The 16,819-nt window shown below is 49.1% G+C and carries 17 protein-coding genes; 4 read left to right on the plus strand and 13 right to left on the minus strand.

All coding sequences use genetic code 11. From position 1 onward, the window contains the following. Nucleotides 1-129: 129 nt before the first annotated feature. The 4 genes from MY7_RS12400 to MY7_RS12415 form a co-directional block, all read right to left on the minus strand. Nucleotides 130-2,733, minus strand: coding sequence for a DNA translocase FtsK (locus MY7_RS12400; RefSeq protein ID WP_007613160.1), 2,604 nt, complete (start codon nucleotides 2,731-2,733; stop codon nucleotides 130-132). A gap of 166 nt (nucleotides 2,734-2,899) precedes the next feature. Further along, nucleotides 2,900-3,505: a YtpR family tRNA-binding protein gene (gene ytpR, locus MY7_RS12405; protein WP_007613161.1), complete on the minus strand. Its 606-nt coding sequence runs from the start codon at nucleotides 3,503-3,505 to the stop codon at nucleotides 2,900-2,902. 14 nt (nucleotides 3,506-3,519) lie between these two features. Beyond that, nucleotides 3,520-4,329: a DUF1444 domain-containing protein gene (locus MY7_RS12410; protein WP_012118213.1), complete on the minus strand. Its 810-nt coding sequence runs from the start codon at nucleotides 4,327-4,329 to the stop codon at nucleotides 3,520-3,522. Between the two features lie 15 nt (nucleotides 4,330-4,344). Further along, nucleotides 4,345-4,668, minus strand: coding sequence for a thioredoxin family protein (locus tag MY7_RS12415; RefSeq protein ID WP_029326241.1), 324 nt, complete (start codon nucleotides 4,666-4,668; stop codon nucleotides 4,345-4,347). A gap of 197 nt (nucleotides 4,669-4,865) precedes the next feature. Here MY7_RS12415 and MY7_RS12420 point away from each other — a divergent pair, with 197 nt between their 5' ends. Continuing rightward, nucleotides 4,866-5,312 (plus strand): YtoQ family protein, encoded by a 447-nt coding sequence (locus MY7_RS12420; protein WP_014418659.1) that lies wholly within the window; start codon nucleotides 4,866-4,868, stop codon nucleotides 5,310-5,312. A gap of 33 nt (nucleotides 5,313-5,345) precedes the next feature. On the opposite strand, the gene MY7_RS12425 is transcribed toward MY7_RS12420, so the two are convergent. Then, the gene (locus tag MY7_RS12425; RefSeq protein WP_007613172.1) at nucleotides 5,346-6,419 is read right to left on the minus strand and encodes a M42 family metallopeptidase; all 1,074 of its coding nucleotides are present in this window, start codon (nucleotides 6,417-6,419) and stop codon (nucleotides 5,346-5,348) included. A 158-nt stretch (nucleotides 6,420-6,577) separates the two neighbouring features. Between MY7_RS12425 and MY7_RS12430 the strand changes: the two genes are divergently transcribed. Next, a complete protein-coding gene (locus MY7_RS12430) occupies nucleotides 6,578-6,895 on the plus strand; it encodes a PepSY domain-containing protein (protein WP_003152366.1) in 318 nt (105 codons plus the stop codon). 55 nt (nucleotides 6,896-6,950) lie between these two features. On the opposite strand, the gene MY7_RS12435 is transcribed toward MY7_RS12430, so the two are convergent. The 3 genes from MY7_RS12435 to trmB form a co-directional block, all read right to left on the minus strand. After that, a complete protein-coding gene (locus MY7_RS12435) occupies nucleotides 6,951-8,648 on the minus strand; it encodes an NAD-dependent malic enzyme (RefSeq protein ID WP_007613173.1) in 1,698 nt (565 codons plus the stop codon). Nucleotides 8,649-8,726: 78 nt separating this feature from the next. After that, on the minus strand, nucleotides 8,727-9,572 hold the full coding sequence (locus tag MY7_RS12440) for a YtnP family quorum-quenching lactonase (protein WP_029326242.1): 846 nt from the start codon (nucleotides 9,570-9,572) through the stop codon (nucleotides 8,727-8,729). A gap of 58 nt (nucleotides 9,573-9,630) precedes the next feature. Beyond that, the gene (trmB, locus tag MY7_RS12445; protein ID WP_003152359.1) at nucleotides 9,631-10,284 is read right to left on the minus strand and encodes a tRNA (guanosine(46)-N7)-methyltransferase TrmB; all 654 of its coding nucleotides are present in this window, start codon (nucleotides 10,282-10,284) and stop codon (nucleotides 9,631-9,633) included. Between the two features lie 185 nt (nucleotides 10,285-10,469). Here trmB and MY7_RS12450 point away from each other — a divergent pair, with 185 nt between their 5' ends. Beyond that, nucleotides 10,470-10,748: a YtzH-like family protein gene (locus MY7_RS12450; RefSeq protein ID WP_003152357.1), complete on the plus strand. Its 279-nt coding sequence runs from the start codon at nucleotides 10,470-10,472 to the stop codon at nucleotides 10,746-10,748. Here the strand turns inward: MY7_RS12450 and MY7_RS12455 are convergent, their stop codons facing one another. From MY7_RS12455 to thpR, 4 genes are all read right to left on the minus strand, one after another. Beyond that, on the minus strand, nucleotides 10,749-11,546 hold the full coding sequence (locus MY7_RS12455) for a phosphotransferase family protein (protein WP_003152355.1): 798 nt from the start codon (nucleotides 11,544-11,546) through the stop codon (nucleotides 10,749-10,751). 269 nt (nucleotides 11,547-11,815) lie between these two features. Further along, complete coding sequence (locus tag MY7_RS12460) at nucleotides 11,816-12,745, minus strand: YegS/Rv2252/BmrU family lipid kinase (RefSeq protein ID WP_007613175.1); 930 nt, start codon at nucleotides 12,743-12,745, stop codon at nucleotides 11,816-11,818. Nucleotides 12,746-12,797: 52 nt separating this feature from the next. Further along, a complete protein-coding gene (locus MY7_RS12465) occupies nucleotides 12,798-13,730 on the minus strand; it encodes a hypothetical protein (protein ID WP_007613176.1) in 933 nt (310 codons plus the stop codon). 26 nt (nucleotides 13,731-13,756) lie between these two features. Continuing rightward, on the minus strand, nucleotides 13,757-14,308 hold the full coding sequence (gene thpR, locus MY7_RS12470; RefSeq protein WP_007613178.1) for an RNA 2',3'-cyclic phosphodiesterase: 552 nt from the start codon (nucleotides 14,306-14,308) through the stop codon (nucleotides 13,757-13,759). Between the two features lie 89 nt (nucleotides 14,309-14,397). Here thpR and cysK point away from each other — a divergent pair, with 89 nt between their 5' ends. Further along, nucleotides 14,398-15,369, plus strand: coding sequence for a cysteine synthase A (gene cysK, locus MY7_RS12475; protein ID WP_007613180.1), 972 nt, complete (start codon nucleotides 14,398-14,400; stop codon nucleotides 15,367-15,369). Nucleotides 15,370-15,406: 37 nt separating this feature from the next. On the opposite strand, the gene pepV is transcribed toward cysK, so the two are convergent. Further along, the gene (gene pepV / locus MY7_RS12480) at nucleotides 15,407-16,798 is read right to left on the minus strand and encodes a dipeptidase PepV (RefSeq protein WP_007613182.1); all 1,392 of its coding nucleotides are present in this window, start codon (nucleotides 16,796-16,798) and stop codon (nucleotides 15,407-15,409) included. Nucleotides 16,799-16,819: the final 21 nt, after the last annotated feature.

Here is a 16,819-nt window from a genome sequence, read left to right on the forward strand (position 1 = left end):
TTATCGTCAGTATCTGTAACTTTCTTTTTGATTAAACCTGCCGCATGATATTTCAGCGCGTGACAGTGATGCAGTTTTGATGGTCCATCCACTATCATACCATGTTTGTGAGAAAAATGAACGATATTCTTATTCTTGAGCAATGTCAGCGGCCGTAATCAGCACTTCACGGGGTTTGCTGCCCTTCGCTTCTGAGATCATGCCTTCGGCTTCCATCATGTCAATCAGCCTCGCGGCGCGGTTATAACCGATTCTGAACCTTCTTTGAAGGCTTGAGGTGCTGGCACTGTTTTGCTCCACGACGAATTGGCACGCCTCAGGAAACAGTTCGTCTTCTTCCTTGAGGGCGGTTCCTTGCCTGATCAGTTCTTCCTGTTCAAACAAATAAGAAGGCGGCAGCTGCTTTCTGACATGAGAGACGACGCGGTCAATCTCTCTGTCGGATACAAAGTTGCCTTGCAGGCGCACCGGTTTTCCGGTACCGTTTTCCCAGTACAGCATGTCGCCTTTTCCGAGCAGCTTTTCTGCTCCCGCCATGTCGATGATCGTTCTGGAATCTACCTGGCTTGAGACGGAGAATGCAATCCTCGTCGGTATGTTTGCCTTGATCATTCCGGTAATGACATCGACAGACGGACGCTGTGTCGCGACAAGCAGATGAATGCCGCAGGCTCTCGCTTTCTGCGCGATTCTGGCAATGCTTTCTTCCACATCGTTCGGCGCGACCATCATTAAATCGGCAAGCTCATCAATAACCACTACGAGGTACGGGAGCTTTTCGCCTGTCTTATGATCGGCGGTTAATTCATTAAAGCGGCCGATATCTCTCACACCCGAATGGGCAAACAGTTCATATCGCCGTTCCATCTCTTCCACAACCCATTTTAACGCAGCGGTCGCGGCTTTGGCGTCCGTGATGACGGGGCTGACCAAATGCGGAATTTGGTTATAAGGCGCAAGCTCGACCATTTTCGGATCAATCAGAAGCATTTTGACATCACTCGGATCCGCCTTATAAAGCAGACTGACCAAAATGGTATTGATGCAGACGCTTTTTCCCGATCCTGTCGCACCCGCTATCAACCCGTGCGGCATCTTTTTCAAATCAATGACGACCGGGTTTCCGGAAATATCGACACCGAGCGCGGCTGTAAGCGGAGACGGATTCGTCCTGAAAGCGGCGCTTCTGATCATCTGCCTTAAATCGACGACTTTGCTTACACGGTTCGGAACTTCAATGCCGATCGTGTTTTTACCGGGGATCGGCGCCTCAATCCGAATATCCTTGGCAGACAGGCTCAGTTTAATATCATCTGCTAAGTTTGTAATTTTGTTCACTTTCACTCCGGGCTCAGGATGCACTTCAAAACGTGTGACGGACGGGCCTTGTGTGACATGAACGACTTGGGCGCGCACATTAAAGTTTTTCAGTGTAACGTTTAAAAGCTCGCGCTGTTCTTCAATCCACGATTGGTCGTCATGTCTTTGCGCCGGCGGTACGTCCAGAAGCGACAAATTCGGAAAGACATAGCTCGCTCCGCCCTCTGGCGTCTTCGTCTGCTTGTGTTTATCGCTTTTAAGCATCATGACGTTAAACGGAACATTGCGCTCTTTCGGCCGCTCCGCTTTTCTCACAGTCTGAGGCTGCCCGGGATGCTCCGTTTTTTCTTCGGCAGGCCGGGAAGGGGCATTGGCCGTCTCGATGCTTGCAGGTTCAGGCTCGGGGTCTGAATGCCGCGTGACTTCATTGTACTCAGGCTGAGAGTCTGCTTCCTGTTTCGCGTCGGTTTCAGCTGATTCGGGCTTGTCTCCAGACTGCGGCTGAACTTCCTCATCGTATCCGGGTTCTGTGTATGTATACACCGGTTCTTCTGCGGTTTCAAAAGGCGGTGCTTTTTCCGGCTCAGGCTCCTGATATTCCTCCTGCGGCGCCGCTTGTTCCTCTGTGTTTTCAGCCGTTCGGGATGCTTCATACTCAGGCTCTATTATAGGCTGCGGGCGGGTTTGTTCATGCTCTTGTTCTTCTGTAAAGCCGGCAGACTCCGCGCTTTCCGTGTGCTCCCGCTCTTCAGCCTGCTGCGGTTCTGGTGCTTCAAACACTTGCTCTTTTGCATTCTCAGCCTCGGTGTGAAGCTTCTCTTTTTTAACGGCCTGGATTTCTTCCGTTTCTTGTTTCACAAACGGGTCTGGCCGGTCATTCGTCTGTTTTGTTATGCCGGATGTTGTGATGACGGGCTCTTTTTCGGTTTCCTGACCGGCTTTTGTCGGAACAAATTGCTCCTCTGACAGCAGTGTTACGTTCTCTTCACGCCCCTTTTCGGATATAGGCGCTTTTTTTATGCTGTGCTGAGATTGAAAGCCGTAAACCGGTGAAGGAATGGATGACGGTTTAAAGGGCTTTTTCACCGTATCAGGCTCTTTATGTGTATGCTGTTTCCGCTCGGTTTGCTCCTTCCCGGCGGCATAATCCCGGGACGGCTGGCGGCGTTCGTGCCTTTCCCGCTGTCTTTGGTTTTGCTCCGTTCGCTTATAGCCGTCCGGAACGACGGGGAAGCGGAAATTCCCTTTCGGATATTCGTAATATATTTTAGGATCTTCCATGCGCGTGAATTTGCCTTCTGGCTGATCCGGTATCTGCTGTTTCGGGATTTGGGCATGCGTGTTCGGTTCACGTTCATGCTCTTCTTCTTTTTCACCTAAAAATAAGTCAAAAAATTTATTCAGCCAACTCATGTTTAATCACTCTCTAACTCCCTTTTTAGTAGTCTGGGACGATATTAGTATACCATTGCCGGGCGGCTCAGAAAAGATTAAGCTCCCAACTGAAGAAAGCCGTTAAGCAGGCCTGCTTAACGGCTTTCTCTCACATCATTCGATTCTGTGCGCTTATTTATGGGAGTTAGAATTGAAATGCTTCGCCGGCCTCGCGGCTGTCTTCAAGAACAAGAATCCCTTTTTCCGCCGGCGCATCCGGCAAAGCGAGTTCTTTCGCGGAGCAGATCATGCCGCTTGACGGAACGCCTCTTAATTCAGCGTCTTTAATCACAAGTCCGCTCGGCATTACCGCGCCGACTTTTGCGACGACGACTTTTTGCCCTTTGTCCACGTTCGGCGCGCCGCAAACGATTTGAAGGGTTTCCTCTCCCACATTCACTTGGCAGATATTCAGTTTATCCGCATTCGGATGTTTTTCTTTCGATTCAACGTGACCGACAACAAATTTCGGAGAAAGGTCAACCGTCAGCGTTTCTGAGACGCCGTTTCTGTTCAGTATTTCATTCACATCCTGAACGAATGTCTCAGACAAAGCGACGGGGCCGTTGTCCTCAATCTGTAAGTAAGAAGACACGTTAAAAATGTTAAAGCCCGTCGTTTCTTTTGTTTCTTTGTTAAAGATTCTGACGACATCGCCTTCTCTTTCATAGCCGATTTCTTCGCGTGCCGCATTTTTAAGAGAGATCAGAAGCGTATCTCCCACACCTTCTTTATTGTAAAAAGCGTTCATAAGAAAAATCCTTTCTAATCCTTTTTCGGCCGGCTTTTCGCCATGATAAACACAGGTTCCAGTCTGCCTTCATTATACAGAAATGAAAGGGCCGTAATCGGCACCGTGCCGCTTGCAAAGAAGCTCATGGACATTTGCCCTAAAATATCATAACCCGATTCATTTCGAATGTCAGCAAGTATTAATACATCCTGATGCGGGACGGAAATCGCCAATTCGCCTTCAGCGGCCTGCTTGTATTCATGAAGAATCGAATCATTGAGAATCCGGCTGGCGTCATAGCCGTCATTCGCCCTGAAAAAATAAAAATAATTGTCCGCAACCGTATCCTGTTTCACGACCGAAGGAAGAGAGCGGAGATTGAATGACGCCGTCTCCCTGATGCGTTCTTTTGTCCAGTTTTCTTTCTCGAGCATCCGGCTGTCAATTAAGCGGTACGTCTTACCGAGGTCAAGCGCGTAGTAGATTCTTGTTTCGGCCGTATGGTCATCATACACGAGCGGAATGCCGTCGCTCGTTTGATCGGGAAATGATGTGGAGCGGATGACCGGATAGATTCCGGCTTCCTTTCCGGACATCTCCTGTCCGCTGCCTTCCATCGCCTCCATTGCTTCTGACACATAGTAGACGATTTCGTCGATCGCTTCTTCTTTTTTCGTCTCCCACTTCGCAATGATCGGCGGGAGCTCCAATGTGATGCCTTTTTTGGTCGTTTGATCCTCAACACGGAGGGTGTCTTTTTCTCTGTCAAAAAAGAAGGATCGGTTCTCGTGCTGCAGGCGCTGTTTTAATAAATCCGCCAGCTTCCTTGACGTCATTTTCAAAGCCCGTGGCCTCCTTTATGCTTTAGCAAGGGAATCGGTTAAAAATTGCTCAATTTCTTCTTTTGTTTTACGGTCTTTGCTGACGAAGCGGTTCACTTCTTTTCCTCCGTTAAACACAACAAAGCTCGGAATGCCGTAAATTTCCCATTCCGCGCATGTATCAATAAATTGATCGCGGTCTACGTAGTAATAAGTGAATTCAGGAAAGTCCGCTTCCAGCTCAGGGAGAAACGGCTCCACAAAGCGGCAGTCCGGGCACCAATCCGATGAAAACATAAATACCGCCCAATCGTCTTGTACCGCTTTTTGCAATTCTTCCGTGCTTTCAATCTTTTTCATTGTCATTCCTCCATCTGGATTATGAGTTTTTTATATGCTGATGTTTGTCCAATTGGATCATACCAGACTGTGTACGGCAAGACCAACTATATGCAATATCATTATCATATTTCATTTGCATTATCAAGCAAGTTTCGTTTACCATTTTGCTTGTAGCCGTACGAAAATCTGAATTTGTACATAAGGAGGGGCAAAAGATGCAGTTTGTCGTGTATTTAGCGGGTGAAATCCACAGTGATTGGCGGGACGAGATCAAGCAAAAAGCAACGGCGCTGGACCTGCCGATTACGTTTGTCGGCCCGATGGAAAACCATGAACGCTCAGACAATATCGGAGAAGAGATTATGGGCGTGCAGCCCGATTCTGTTTTAAAAGACGCCAGAGCTTCTGATATCAACAATTTCCGTACAGAGGTGCTGATGGAAAAAGCCGATTTTGTGATCGCCCTGTTTGGCGAGAAATATAAACAGTGGAATACCGCGATGGATGCTTCTTATGCCATCGCAAAAGGAAAGCCGCTCATTCTCATCCGTCCGAAAGAACTTCATCATCCGCTGAAAGAGCTTTCCGGAAAAGCGAATATCACGGTCGAAACCGTCAATCAAGCGATGAAAGCACTCTCTTATTTATTTGAAACAGAATAAGCAGGCCGCCTTTATGCGGTCCTGCTTATTTTTTTACACATTTTCTCTGATCGTTTCGACCGTCTGTTTGTCACTCGCCATGACCAGCTTAATGAGCATTTCTTTCGCCGCGGCATAATCATCGACATGGATGATAGCGGCATTTGTATGAATGTATCTTGAACAAATGCCGATGACGGCAGACGGAACCCCGCTGTTTGATATGTGGACCCGCCCGGCATCCGTTCCCCCGCCTGAAGCGAAATATTGATAAGGGATATTGTGCGTTTCCGCCATATCAAGGACGAACTCTCTCATCCCGCGGTGCATGACTGTCGTTCTGTCGAGAATGCGGAGCAGCACCCCCTCGCCGAGACGGCCGAACAGCTCCTTATCGCCGGTCATATCATTTGCCGGGCTGGCATCAAGCGCGAAGAAGAGATCAGGCTGAATCATATTGGCCGCTGTCTGCGCCCCTCTCAGGCCGACTTCCTCCTGAACGGTGGCCCCGGCGTACAGATTGTTCGGCAGGTCTTTTCCTTGCAGCTCTTTTAATAATTCAATGCTTAACCCGCAGCCGTAGCGGTTATCCCACGCTTTGGACAATATTTTCTTCTCGTTGGCCATCGGGGTGAACGGGCAGACCGGCACGACCTGCTGTCCCGGTCTGATTCCCATTCTGACCGCGTCCTCTCTGTCATCGGCACCGATATCAATCATCATATTTTTGATCTCCATCGGCTTTGCGCGCTGGGCATCTGTTAAAATGTGGGGCGGGATGCTTGAGATGACGCCGATAATCGGTCCGTTATCCGTCTGCACCTCGACGCGTTGGGCAAGCAGCACCTGACTCCACCAGCCGCCGAGCGTCTGAAATCTCAGCATGCCGTTATCCGTAATCTGCGTTACCATAAACCCGACTTCGTCCATATGGCCGGCTACCATAACGGTCGGCGCATCTTCAGCGCCGCGCCTTACTCCGAAAACACTTCCGAGTCTGTCCTGCACGATGTCATCCGCATATTTCGCAAGCTCCCGTTTCATAAAGGAGCGGACCTGATGTTCATTTCCCGGTGCGCCGGGAAGCTGCGTCAGCGTCCGGAAAAGCGTTTTCGTTTCCTCATTCATATTTTCCCCTCATTTCTATGTAATGCTTTTATTTTATTAGAAAAACAACCGTTTTCCAAGCGCTCAGATTGAATGGGCTGGAAAACCGCCGCTTTACTTAACACCGTCTGGCATCTTCTGTATAATAAAAACTACGACATAATTGGAGGTGCTTCATATTGAAATTACGTCATTTTCTCTTAGGTGCAGGAGTCGGATTATGCGCTGCCATCGCAGTGAAAAAGTATGCGATGAAACCTTATATCTCTTCAGAAAAAGCGCTCCGTATCGTGAAAGCGGCTTTTAAACAGCGCGGGCCGATAGACGGATCATGGATTTACACAGAGCCCGAGCCCTACCAGGTAAACGGAGAAACCATCCAGGTATACAAAACCGGCGTGACACGTTCGGCATTCGGCGAACTGGAGCAATATGAAGTTATGGTCAATGCAAAAACAGGCCAGATTGTCGATGTCATTGATTCTGTCGCCTCATAATTCGGACAAGCAAAAAATAAAGCCCAAAACCATCAGCGTTTTGGGCTTTATTCGGTTACATCGGCCGAATTCGTTTATATACGGGGTGCCACATCGCATCCTGCACCGTTTGAATCAGATCCTCAGGTTCCGTTTCCGCTACACCGTCCTGAATGGCCGCTTTCGCTACGGCTACCGCCACAGTTGCCGATACCGTCCTGAGATCCTCCACTTTCGGAAGCATCGGCGCCCCCGGCTTGCCGACGTCCACCATACCGGCGATGGCATTCGCGCAGGCAACGAACATATTGTCCGTAATGAGCCTTGCTTTTGTCACAATCGTGCCGAGTCCGAGTCCCGGGAATACGAGCGCGTTATTCGCCTGTCCGATATGGTAGGTAACGCCGTTATACGCGACAGGCGGGAATGGACTTCCCGTCGTGACAAGCGCGCGGCCTTCCGTCCATTTAATTAAATCTTCAGGTTTTGCTTCTGATAATGTGGTCGGGTTTGACATCGGCAAAATAGCGGGCCGTTTGACATGCGAGGCCATTTCTTTGACGATTTCTTCCGTAAATGCGCCTGATACGGTGGATGTGCCGATCAGAATCGTCGGCTTGGCCTGACGCACCGTCTCCGCCAGATCAATTGATCCGCCTTCACCGCTACGGCCGTACTCTTTCACTTCATCAGCAGAGCGGGCGTACGGAACCTGAAAATCACGCAAGTCCTTCATATCATCCGTTAACAATCCGTTTCTGTCGATACACCAAAAATGGCTGTAGGATTCATCTTCGCTTAATCCGTCATGCACCATGGCTTCGCGCAGCTGCTCAGCAATTCCGATACCGGCCGTTCCCGCGCCGAAGACGACGACTTTATGCTCTTTTAAAGGCACTTTTGATGCTTTCGCACACGCTAAAACAGCTGCAAGCGATACCGCGCCCGTTCCTTGAATGTCATCATTAAACGTACAGACTTTATCTTTATACCGTTTTAATATGCCGCGGGCGTTAGCCGTACCGAAATCCTCCCAATGAAGCAGCGCATTCGGGAATGTTTCCCGGGCAAGCGAGACATACTCATCAATAAAGCGGTCATATTTCTCGCCGCGCACTCTTGAATGCTGGTTTCCGACGTAAAGTGGGTCATTTAAGAGGCTTTCCTGATTTGTCCCCGCGTCCAACACGACCGCAAGCACTCGTGACGGATCAATTCCGGCCGCCGCCGTATACACCGCAAGTTTTCCGACAGAAATGGCGATGCCGCCGACGCCCCAGTCACCGATTCCCAGAATGCCCTCGGCATCTGTGGCAACGATTAAGTCAATGTTTTCATTTTTTCCGAACTGCTGAAATGCGGCGCGCATTCCTTCAGGGTCATCTATTGACAAATACAGACCGCGGGGTTTTCTGTACTCATGGCTGTAACGCTGGATCGCGGTGCCGACGGTCGGCGTATATACGATCGGCAGCATTTCGCCTAAATGATCATTTAACAGCCTGTAAAATAACGTTTCATTCCGGTCATGGAGAGCGGTCAAGTAGACATTTTTGCTCAGCTCATCAGGCTGCGAACTGAATTGTTCGTAGGCCCGCCTCGCCTGCTCTTCGATTGTCAATACTTTCGGCGGCAGAAATCCCTCGAGGCCGAGTTCCTTTCTTTCCTCCTGTGTAAAGGCCACCCCTTTATTTAAAAAAGGCGTAGAAAGCACTTCTAATCCGCGCAGAGTTGTTTTGATTTCTCCATCTTTCGTCACTTGAAATTGATTCACCTGTCTCTTCCTTTCAAAGCAATTTGTCTTAGGTTTGCTTTTATTCCCGAAATTCATACAGGTAAATCATCGATCCGCCTATTTTTTCTCCCGTCTGACAGATGCAGCCACTTCGCCGTCTTCTCCCCATTTTACCGCTCTGTAAATCGCGTCGTGATAGAAAATCAGCCAGGCGTCTTTTTCTGCCGCAAACGTCTGCCATTTCTGCTTTTGCGGAATAGAGGTCATCGGGTAATCATCATAGGCCAGCACCCATAACGGATTTTTATGCGCGTTCGTCGGCATCAGGTCGGCAAAATGCACAGCCGTTTCCCCTCCGTCTTCTAAGACGATGACGCTGTGGCCGTCGCTGTGGCCGCCGGTGTGGTGCATCGTAATGCCTTCTGTCAGCTGATACTCGTTCTCAAAGGTTTCGACCTGATCTTGTACCGCCTCCCAATTTTCTCTCCAATATGTATTTTTCGATCTGATATTAGGGTTTCTCATTTCGCGCCACTCTGTCGCAGAAGTGATAATGCGGGCATTCGGGAAAACAGAGACAAGCTCCTCTCCGCTGTATTCCGTCAGGCCGCATGCATGGTCAAAATGAAGATGGGTCATCGCCGCAATATGAATGTCCTCACAGGAAAGCCCGAGTTGACGAAGAGATTGTTTCAGATTGGATTCCTGTGTTACGCCGTAATTCCTTTTTTGTTTATCAGAGAATTTCCCTCGGCCGATACCCGCGTCAACCAATATATTCAGGCCGTTTTTTCTGATCAGAATCGGGTCTGTTCTTAATTCGATCTGGTTTTTGTCATTTACGGGGTATTTTCTCGACCATAAAGGCTTCGGGACAACGCCGAACATCGCTCCTCCGTCCATATGCGTTACACCGCCGTCCAGCCATGTTAATGAAATATTCCCAATATTCAATATCTCCATCTTGATCCCTCCTGATGTAATGGTAGCAAATGACGGCATAAAAAAACAGACTCCCGCATCAGAGTCTGTCTTTTGTTCTCCATTCAACTTCGGCCCGGTAAATCGGCTGGCCGAGCGCGGAGAATTTTTCTTCGTATTCTGTCATAATATTGCCCTTCGGATCGCTGTTGTGCAGATCAAGGCTGACTTCCGTCAGAAGCAGGCCGTATTCGGAAAAGCTTTTCAGAGAGTATTCGAATAAACCGCGGTTATCGGTTTTAAAATGAATCTCACCTGTTTCGCCCATCACTTCTTCGTATTTTTTCAAGAACGTTTTAAATGTTAAACGGCGCTTTTCGTGACGGTTTTTCGGCCACGGGTCAGAAAAGTTTAAATATACGCGCTTGATTTCTCCCCGTTCAAATACGTCATTCAGTGTTTCCGCGTCTATATTTAACAAACGGACATTGTGAGCCCCGCTGTCCTTTACTTTTTGGACGGCAGTGACGATGACGCTTTTAAACAGCTCAATGCCGATATAGTTGATATCCGGATTCTGCTTGGCCATTCCTGAAATGAACTGCCCTTTTCCCGTACCGACTTCAATATGGATCGGGTTGTCATTGCCAAAGACCGTGTTCCACCGCCCTTTATACTGAGCCGGATCACTGATGGCGATGTCAGCGTTTTCTGCCAGAAAATCATTCGCCCAAGGTTTATGGCGCATTCTCATATGATTGACACCTCTATCTATAATTTCGAGTAACAACATACCATGAAACATAAAGAGCCGCAAGCGCCTTTTAAAGGCGCCGGCTGCATAAAAAAAGAGGCTCCCCGGTCCGGAACACTCATGTGATGCATAAAACCGCACCGCTTTGCACAATGTATGACACAGAAAGGATGTGTATATGAATCATGGGCTTAACAAGCGAACATCAGGTCCGGTTATTAAAGGACATATTGGCCGACCATCAATTGGATTGCTGCGGCACGGTTGCCGAGTATGAACAGCTGGAGCGCGTCATCAAATCACTGATGGCCAACACCGGGCTTGATTCAAATATAAAAAACGTGCTCGAGGACGTCTACCGCTACAGCCAGTCCGGCATCACGGCCGATTCCATCGACACGCATATTCAGGAGCACCAAAACCATTTGTCCCAATGGGTGGAGCAGATGGATTCGTACTCCTGACTACTTGACAATCCGCTTCATCAGGGCATGAAGCTCTTCCATGGCATCATGATACGCTTTGTCGTTTCCTTTTGATTTGTGCCAGGCGATGAAGGTGATGGTCTCCGATAACATGTACCATGCCATCCGCAGCCGAAGCCCTTCCGTGAGCTTCATGCCGTACATCCCAAGCCAGCTGTCCCACGCTGGCTCTTCGACGTAATGATACAATAAAGGGCCGAGATCCATGGCCGGATCGGCTATCATGGCGCCGTCCCAATCTATTAAATACAGCTGGTTGTCTTCAGACAGAAGCCAGTTATTATGATTCACATCACAATGGCAAACGACTTTTTCACCGAATTGCACCTGATCCACATGAGCTTCCAAATAAGCAAGACCTTCCTGAATAAGCGGCGAAAATTGCCGCACGGCAAAGACGGCCTGCTTCAGCTGCGACAAAAGGGCACCCGGATCAAGCGGTTCTTTTCCCAATCTTTTCAGCATGTCGAGCAAAGCTTTTGATGTGTGGATTTTGCGGAGCAGCTCAGCCACCGGGCGTCCGCTCATATCCTTTGCCTTCAGCTCCCTGCCCGCCATCCAATGCTGAGCCGTAATGACGTCTCCGTTTTCCATCCGTTTCGTCCAAACCAGCTTCGGAACAATGCCTTCGGCGGATAACACGGCTAAAAAGGGCGAGCTATTACGTTTTAAAAAAAGCTGTTGGCCGTTATGTTTCGCATAATATGCATCTCCTGTAGCTCCTCCGGCGGGGAAGATCTCCCAATCGCTACCTAGTAATTGTCCCAACCAGTTCATATCAATGTTCAACCCATCATTTCTTAAAATATTTTAGAATAGGCCTCCAGCCTTTCTCTATTGGCGGAGCGGCCTGTCATAAACAATTTCATGAGAATAAAAAAGACAGCTATTGAGAGTCTCATATGCTAATCAATAGCCGTCCTATAAATTTTAGCGCTACAGCACAAACTTCGTCAAGCAAAACTAGCAAGAACACCTGTGAATTCTGAAGATTTATGCCGGAACCGCTCTTTGCCGTGAAACATTTGACGGGTTTCATTTGTTTATTATGTTTTTATTTTCAACGGCGTACCGCCCGGCATAAGCCGAAACGGCGTCGTTCCGATCAGCTCGCCGTCAGTGTGAAACGGAATTTTCCCATCTGTTTCAAAAACGAATTCCTTCCCCTTTATCATCGTCACTCCGTCCATTTTGATATGCCGGCCGAAGCTCATCGCCCATAAAAAACGATACAGCGAGAAAAAGGACAGGTTTTCTGCGATGACAATATCAAAATGGTTTTGACGGGGATTTGCTGAAGGCGCCGCTTTCATGCCGCCTCCGTAATAAGGGTGATTAGCCGCAATGACAAACCAGACATTGCGGAATTCACGCCTCTGGCCGTCTGCCGTGCAAACAAATCTGAACGGCTGAAACCCCGAGGCCGAATGTAAATGCGCGAGCGGGTAAATCACAAAGCCGAGACGCAAAAACCGAAGAACGCGCGAAAACGGAAAATTCGCGGCGGCCTTCAAAACTGAGGCATCGAAGCCGACAGACAGGTGGTTAATAAAATAAAGTGATTGCGCTTTGTCATGAAAAAAGTTGATGTTTCCCGCAAAAAATTTCCGTGTGAGCGGGCGGTGCAGACTTTTGATTTCTTGGAGAAGCGCCGACTTCTTAATACCGAGCCCCTTGGAAAAGTCATTGTACGAACCGGCAGGCACAAAGGTCAGCTCAATCTGATCCGTTCCTTTCAGTCCGTTAATGACTTCATGCATCGTCCCGTCACCGCCGATGACGAACAGCCGCTTAAGCTTATGATCCTGCATCATTGAAATCTGCCTCGCCAGCACCTCCGCATGTCCGGGATGCCCGGTCAAAAAAGAGCGGTGGCTGACCCCGCGCCTGGTCAGCTCTTTTTGAACTGATTTCCAGACACGCCGGCCCCGCCCGCCTCCTGAGACCGGATTAATAATAAAAAACCATTGACTCATCGTTTGTTTTCACCTGCTTCATAGATGAAGAGACAGCCGCCAAACGTCCGTTTTAATCAAGCCATTCCTGTCTCCGGCTTGAATCGCTCAAACCGTAAGACAAGAGAGCCTTCGCCGCCTTGAGCTGGTGGTGCTTGATCGGCGCCGTATTTTTCTGCTGCTTTTCCAGCCACTCTGCGGCAGTCCGTTTATCAGCTATTTCCAGCCCGTACGGCGGCTCCGGGTAATCAATATAAGACGTTCTGCTGAGCAAAAGCTTCCGCACGGGAATGTCGGCCTGCTTTTCTTTTACGATTTGCGAAACGACCGAGCCTGTCCGGTGCAGGCTGAGAGACGGATTCAATACTTGGCGCGTGCTGCCGGAGCCCCTTTCTTCCCAAAAACGGTGTTTTGATCCGATATATACGCTGTCCTCTTCCGCTTCCATAAAAGCAGCGCAGAAAATCTCCAGCGGCGAGATGATGATAATACTCAGTTCGACGGACGCCTGCTGAATTTGCAGAACCGGATGATACATCACAAAATAGGAATCGGGCAGCTTTTGAGCCAGCATTTTTAACATCCTGTCCCTTTTGACCGCCTGCGAAAGCTCAGACTTTTGAGAAAGCGTGGAGCTCGCCCATTTTAATTGAAAGTCATACAGCTGATCTTTGAAAAAAGGCGCGAGCTCAGACTTTCGAGACGGAAGATTCCCGAACAGCGCCTCTTCTCCCTCCGGCTCATCAAACCATTGGTGCCTCTTTTCATTTATATCGGCCGTATTTTCTTCTTTTCTCTTTTTTAAAGAAAATTTTTTCCTGGCCGGCGCTTGATCGGTTTCCCCGCCTGCAGCCGTTTCCGTTTCTTTTTCTTCCGTCATCCGGTCAAACGCTTCAAGAAGCGCCTCCCAGCGTTCTTTCTTCAGCCGGATAAACTGGTTCATATAATGATATGGATCAAGTTCATATCTGGATATGCAGTCGTGAATTTTGATGATCTGTGCCATGTGATTTCTCCACTCCGAATATTTGTTTATGTCAATTGAAACTGTGCGATTTCTTCGTATTTAGGCGACCGGTCAAGATGGGTCTGAAACAGGGAAAACCGGCTGACGGCACTTTGCACCCTGCCGCTTTCAAACGGCACATCGTCAGGAAACGGCCGGTCTCCCGCCCACTTCCGCGCCATCGTCATATGAGGGTGATAAGGGCGTTTTTCCACTTGAAAACCGGCTTTCAAAACAGCCTGTTTTGTTTTTTCCCGCAAATCAAAGAGCAGTTCATTCCGTTCGGGCTCAAGGTGAAGCACTCTCGGCTGTCTGCGGTCGCCGAAAATATCCAGATGCTGAAATTGTACGGTAAACGGCTGCGCTGCCGACGCAGCATCTGCGAGCAGCGACGATAATGTCGCAAGCCGTTCTTCATCCGCGGCTCCGAGAAAAATGAGTGTAATATGATAGTCATGCGGGTGCACCCATTTTTTGAATGATAACGCCGGTTCCTCTTTGGCTGCTTCCCAAATCGGTTCAGCAATGTCAGCCGGAATCGGAATGCCGATAAAATAATGCGGCAATGAAGCTTTCATACGAGGATCTCCCCCTCTTTGGTTATGGTGTTATTATAAAACGGATAAGCGGAGAGGAGAACCCTGTCCGCTCATTATGATAGGATATTATGTACCGAACGTTTTATACAGAAAGGAATGAACCGGCCTTGAAAATCGCAAACAGCACGGCGGAACTGATCGGCGGCACACCGATCGTAAAGCTCAATCGCCTTCAGCCAGAACATGCAGCGCAAGTCTATTTAAAATTAGAATCGTTTAACCCGAGCGGCAGTGTCAAAGACAGAGCGGCTTACAATATGATCATTGAAGCGGAAAACAGCGGGCATTTAAAACCCGGTTCTGTCATCATCGAACCGACAAGCGGCAACACAGGCATCGGCCTGGCGATGAACGCGGCGGCGCGCGGCTACAAGGCAATCCTCGTCATGCCTGACACGATGACGAAGGAACGCATCAACCTCCTGAAAGCGTACGGCGCGGAGGTTGTGTTAACACCGGGGGCGGAAAGAATGCCCGGCAGCATCAAAAAAGCGAAAGAACTCGCCGAACAGATTCCGGGAAGTTTTATCCCGATGCAATTCGATAACGGCGCAAATCCAGATGCCCACCGAAAAACGACCGCCATTGAAATCTATCAGGCCGTTCAGCAGCTCAACAGACCGCTCGGTGCTTTTGTGGCAACGGCGGGAACGGGCGGAACCATTACCGGAACCGGAGAAACGCTGAGGGAGCTTTTCCCGGATATGATTGTTCATGTCGCCGAGCCTGCGGGATCTCCCGTCCTGTCTGGCGGAAAACCCGGCGCTCATAAGCTTGTCGGGACAAGCCCCGGATTTATTCCCGGCATACTGAATCAGGACGTTTACGATGAAATCATGAAAATATCTGATGAAGATGCGTATACGACAACACGTCGTCTGGCCCGGGAAGAAGGTATACTCGTCGGCCCGTCTTCAGGCGCCGCCTGCTTCGCCGCCATTGAAACCGCAAAACGCCTCCCTTCCGAACAGATCGTCATCTGTATGACGGCCGATACGGGAGAACGTTATTTATCAACGGATTTATGGTCATTTGAATGATAAAAAGGGATGCCGCTTTCGGCGTCCCTTTTTATTATCACTTGGCAAGCTCATAAATGGCTTCGGCGTATAAAGCCGTTGACCGGAGAAGGTCATCAATTTCAATATACTCATCCTTTTGATGCGCGCTGTCAGGCCGGCCGGGGAACAGCGGCCCGAACGCGACGCCCGCCGAAAGGGATCTCGCATACGTTCCTCCGCCGATTGAAATCAGATCCGCTTTCTTTCCCGTCTGTCCCTCGTAAACCTTTTGAAGCGTCTTTACGAGCGGATGATCGGCAGAAACGTGGTGCGGTTTGCTGTCTTTAAATTCTTCAAGCCGGAATTCTTCAGCAGACGTAAAAGCATCACGGATGACTTTGCTGTCTGAAGTGACGGGATAACGGATGTTGATGCCGAGTTCTCCTTCCTCACCCTTTCTGTATGTAAAGGTGCCGACATTCAATGTAAGCTCTCCGCTGATGTCATCCCTGCAATCGATTTTCAGTTTTTTGCCTCGTGTATCATTTAAAAAATAGTCACTGACGGTTTTGACAAAGTGCTTTCCGGCTCCATCCAGCTCCGTTCCGTTAAGGCATTCAGCAAGCTTTAAGCCGGCATTGACACCATTATCCGGTTCCATCGCGTGGCATGATTTTCCGTATACCCGAAGCGTCAGTTTTCCATTTTCTGAAACTGCTTCACCTTGTGTTTTTGACTTCTCAAGCCATTTGCTGAAATATGCGTGCACGGCATCAAGACCGTCCCCTTCAATAACCGCTTCAGCCGCATCCGGCACCATGTTCAAGCGAAGTCCTGAACGGAATGACAGAAGCCCGTTTTTTGCGTCTTTGTCAGAAGCGCTTTTTGCAATGCGCAGTGACGCATCTATAATTCCTTTTTCCGCGTTAATGATCGGAAAATCCGCGTCAGGAGCAAAGCCGATGTCAGGCATTTTTTCGTGTTTGAAGTAGTGATCCACGCATCTCCAATCACTTTCTTCATCCGTTCCGATGATGATTCTCACGCGTTTGGATAAAGGAAGCTGCATGTCTTTGACGATTTTCAGCGCATAAAACGCCGCCATTGTCGGCCCTTTATCATCTATGGCGCCTCTGGCATATATCCGGCCGTCCCTGATATCGGCTGAAAACGGATCGCTCGTCCAACCGTCTCCGGGCGGAACGACATCGACGTGGCACAAAACGCCGACGATTTCGTCACCTGTTCCCCATTCAATATGGCCCGCATAGCCGTCAAGATTCTTTACGGTGAAGCCTTCTTTTTCACCGAATTCCAACAGTGACATCAGGCTGGCATTGACGCCTTCTCCAAACGGCCGGCCGGGACCGGCTGTTGATTCGTCCATTACGCTGTTGATCTGCAAAAACTTCTGCGTGTCACGGATCAGATCTTCTTTGTTTCTGATGACTTCAACTTCCCAGTTCATCACAAATCCCCTTTCTTGATA

The sequence above is a fragment of the Bacillus sp. 5B6 genome, from assembly GCF_000259405.1.
GTDB lineage: Bacteria > Bacillota > Bacilli > Bacillales > Bacillaceae > Bacillus > Bacillus velezensis.

What these genes read in the sequence shown, in the direction of transcription:
- MY7_RS12400 (WP_007613160.1), bottom strand. Translation starts at nt 2,733, where the DNA reads ATGAGTTGGCTGAATAAATTTTTTGACTTATTTTTAGGTGAAAAAGAA.
- ytpR (WP_007613161.1), bottom strand. Translation starts at nt 3,505, where the DNA reads ATGAACGCTTTTTACAATAAAGAAGGTGTGGGAGATACGCTTCTGATC.
- MY7_RS12415 (WP_029326241.1), bottom strand. Translation starts at nt 4,668, where the DNA reads ATGAAAAAGATTGAAAGCACGGAAGAATTGCAAAAAGCGGTACAAGAC.
- MY7_RS12420 (WP_014418659.1), top strand. Translation starts at nt 4,866, where the DNA reads ATGCAGTTTGTCGTGTATTTAGCGGGTGAAATCCACAGTGATTGGCGG.
- MY7_RS12425 (WP_007613172.1), bottom strand. Translation starts at nt 6,419, where the DNA reads ATGAATGAGGAAACGAAAACGCTTTTCCGGACGCTGACGCAGCTTCCC.
- MY7_RS12440 (WP_029326242.1), bottom strand. Translation starts at nt 9,572, where the DNA reads ATGGAGATATTGAATATTGGGAATATTTCATTAACATGGCTGGACGGC.
- trmB (WP_003152359.1), bottom strand. Translation starts at nt 10,284, where the DNA reads ATGAGAATGCGCCATAAACCTTGGGCGAATGATTTTCTGGCAGAAAAC.
- MY7_RS12450 (WP_003152357.1), top strand. Translation starts at nt 10,470, where the DNA reads ATGGGCTTAACAAGCGAACATCAGGTCCGGTTATTAAAGGACATATTG.
- MY7_RS12455 (WP_003152355.1), bottom strand. Translation starts at nt 11,546, where the DNA reads ATGAACTGGTTGGGACAATTACTAGGTAGCGATTGGGAGATCTTCCCC.
- MY7_RS12460 (WP_007613175.1), bottom strand. Translation starts at nt 12,745, where the DNA reads ATGAGTCAATGGTTTTTTATTATTAATCCGGTCTCAGGAGGCGGGCGG.
- MY7_RS12465 (WP_007613176.1), bottom strand. Translation starts at nt 13,730, where the DNA reads ATGGCACAGATCATCAAAATTCACGACTGCATATCCAGATATGAACTT.
- thpR (WP_007613178.1), bottom strand. Translation starts at nt 14,308, where the DNA reads ATGAAAGCTTCATTGCCGCATTATTTTATCGGCATTCCGATTCCGGCT.
- cysK (WP_007613180.1), top strand. Translation starts at nt 14,398, where the DNA reads ATGTACCGAACGTTTTATACAGAAAGGAATGAACCGGCCTTGAAAATC.
- pepV (WP_007613182.1), bottom strand. Translation starts at nt 16,798, where the DNA reads ATGAACTGGGAAGTTGAAGTCATCAGAAACAAAGAAGATCTGATCCGT.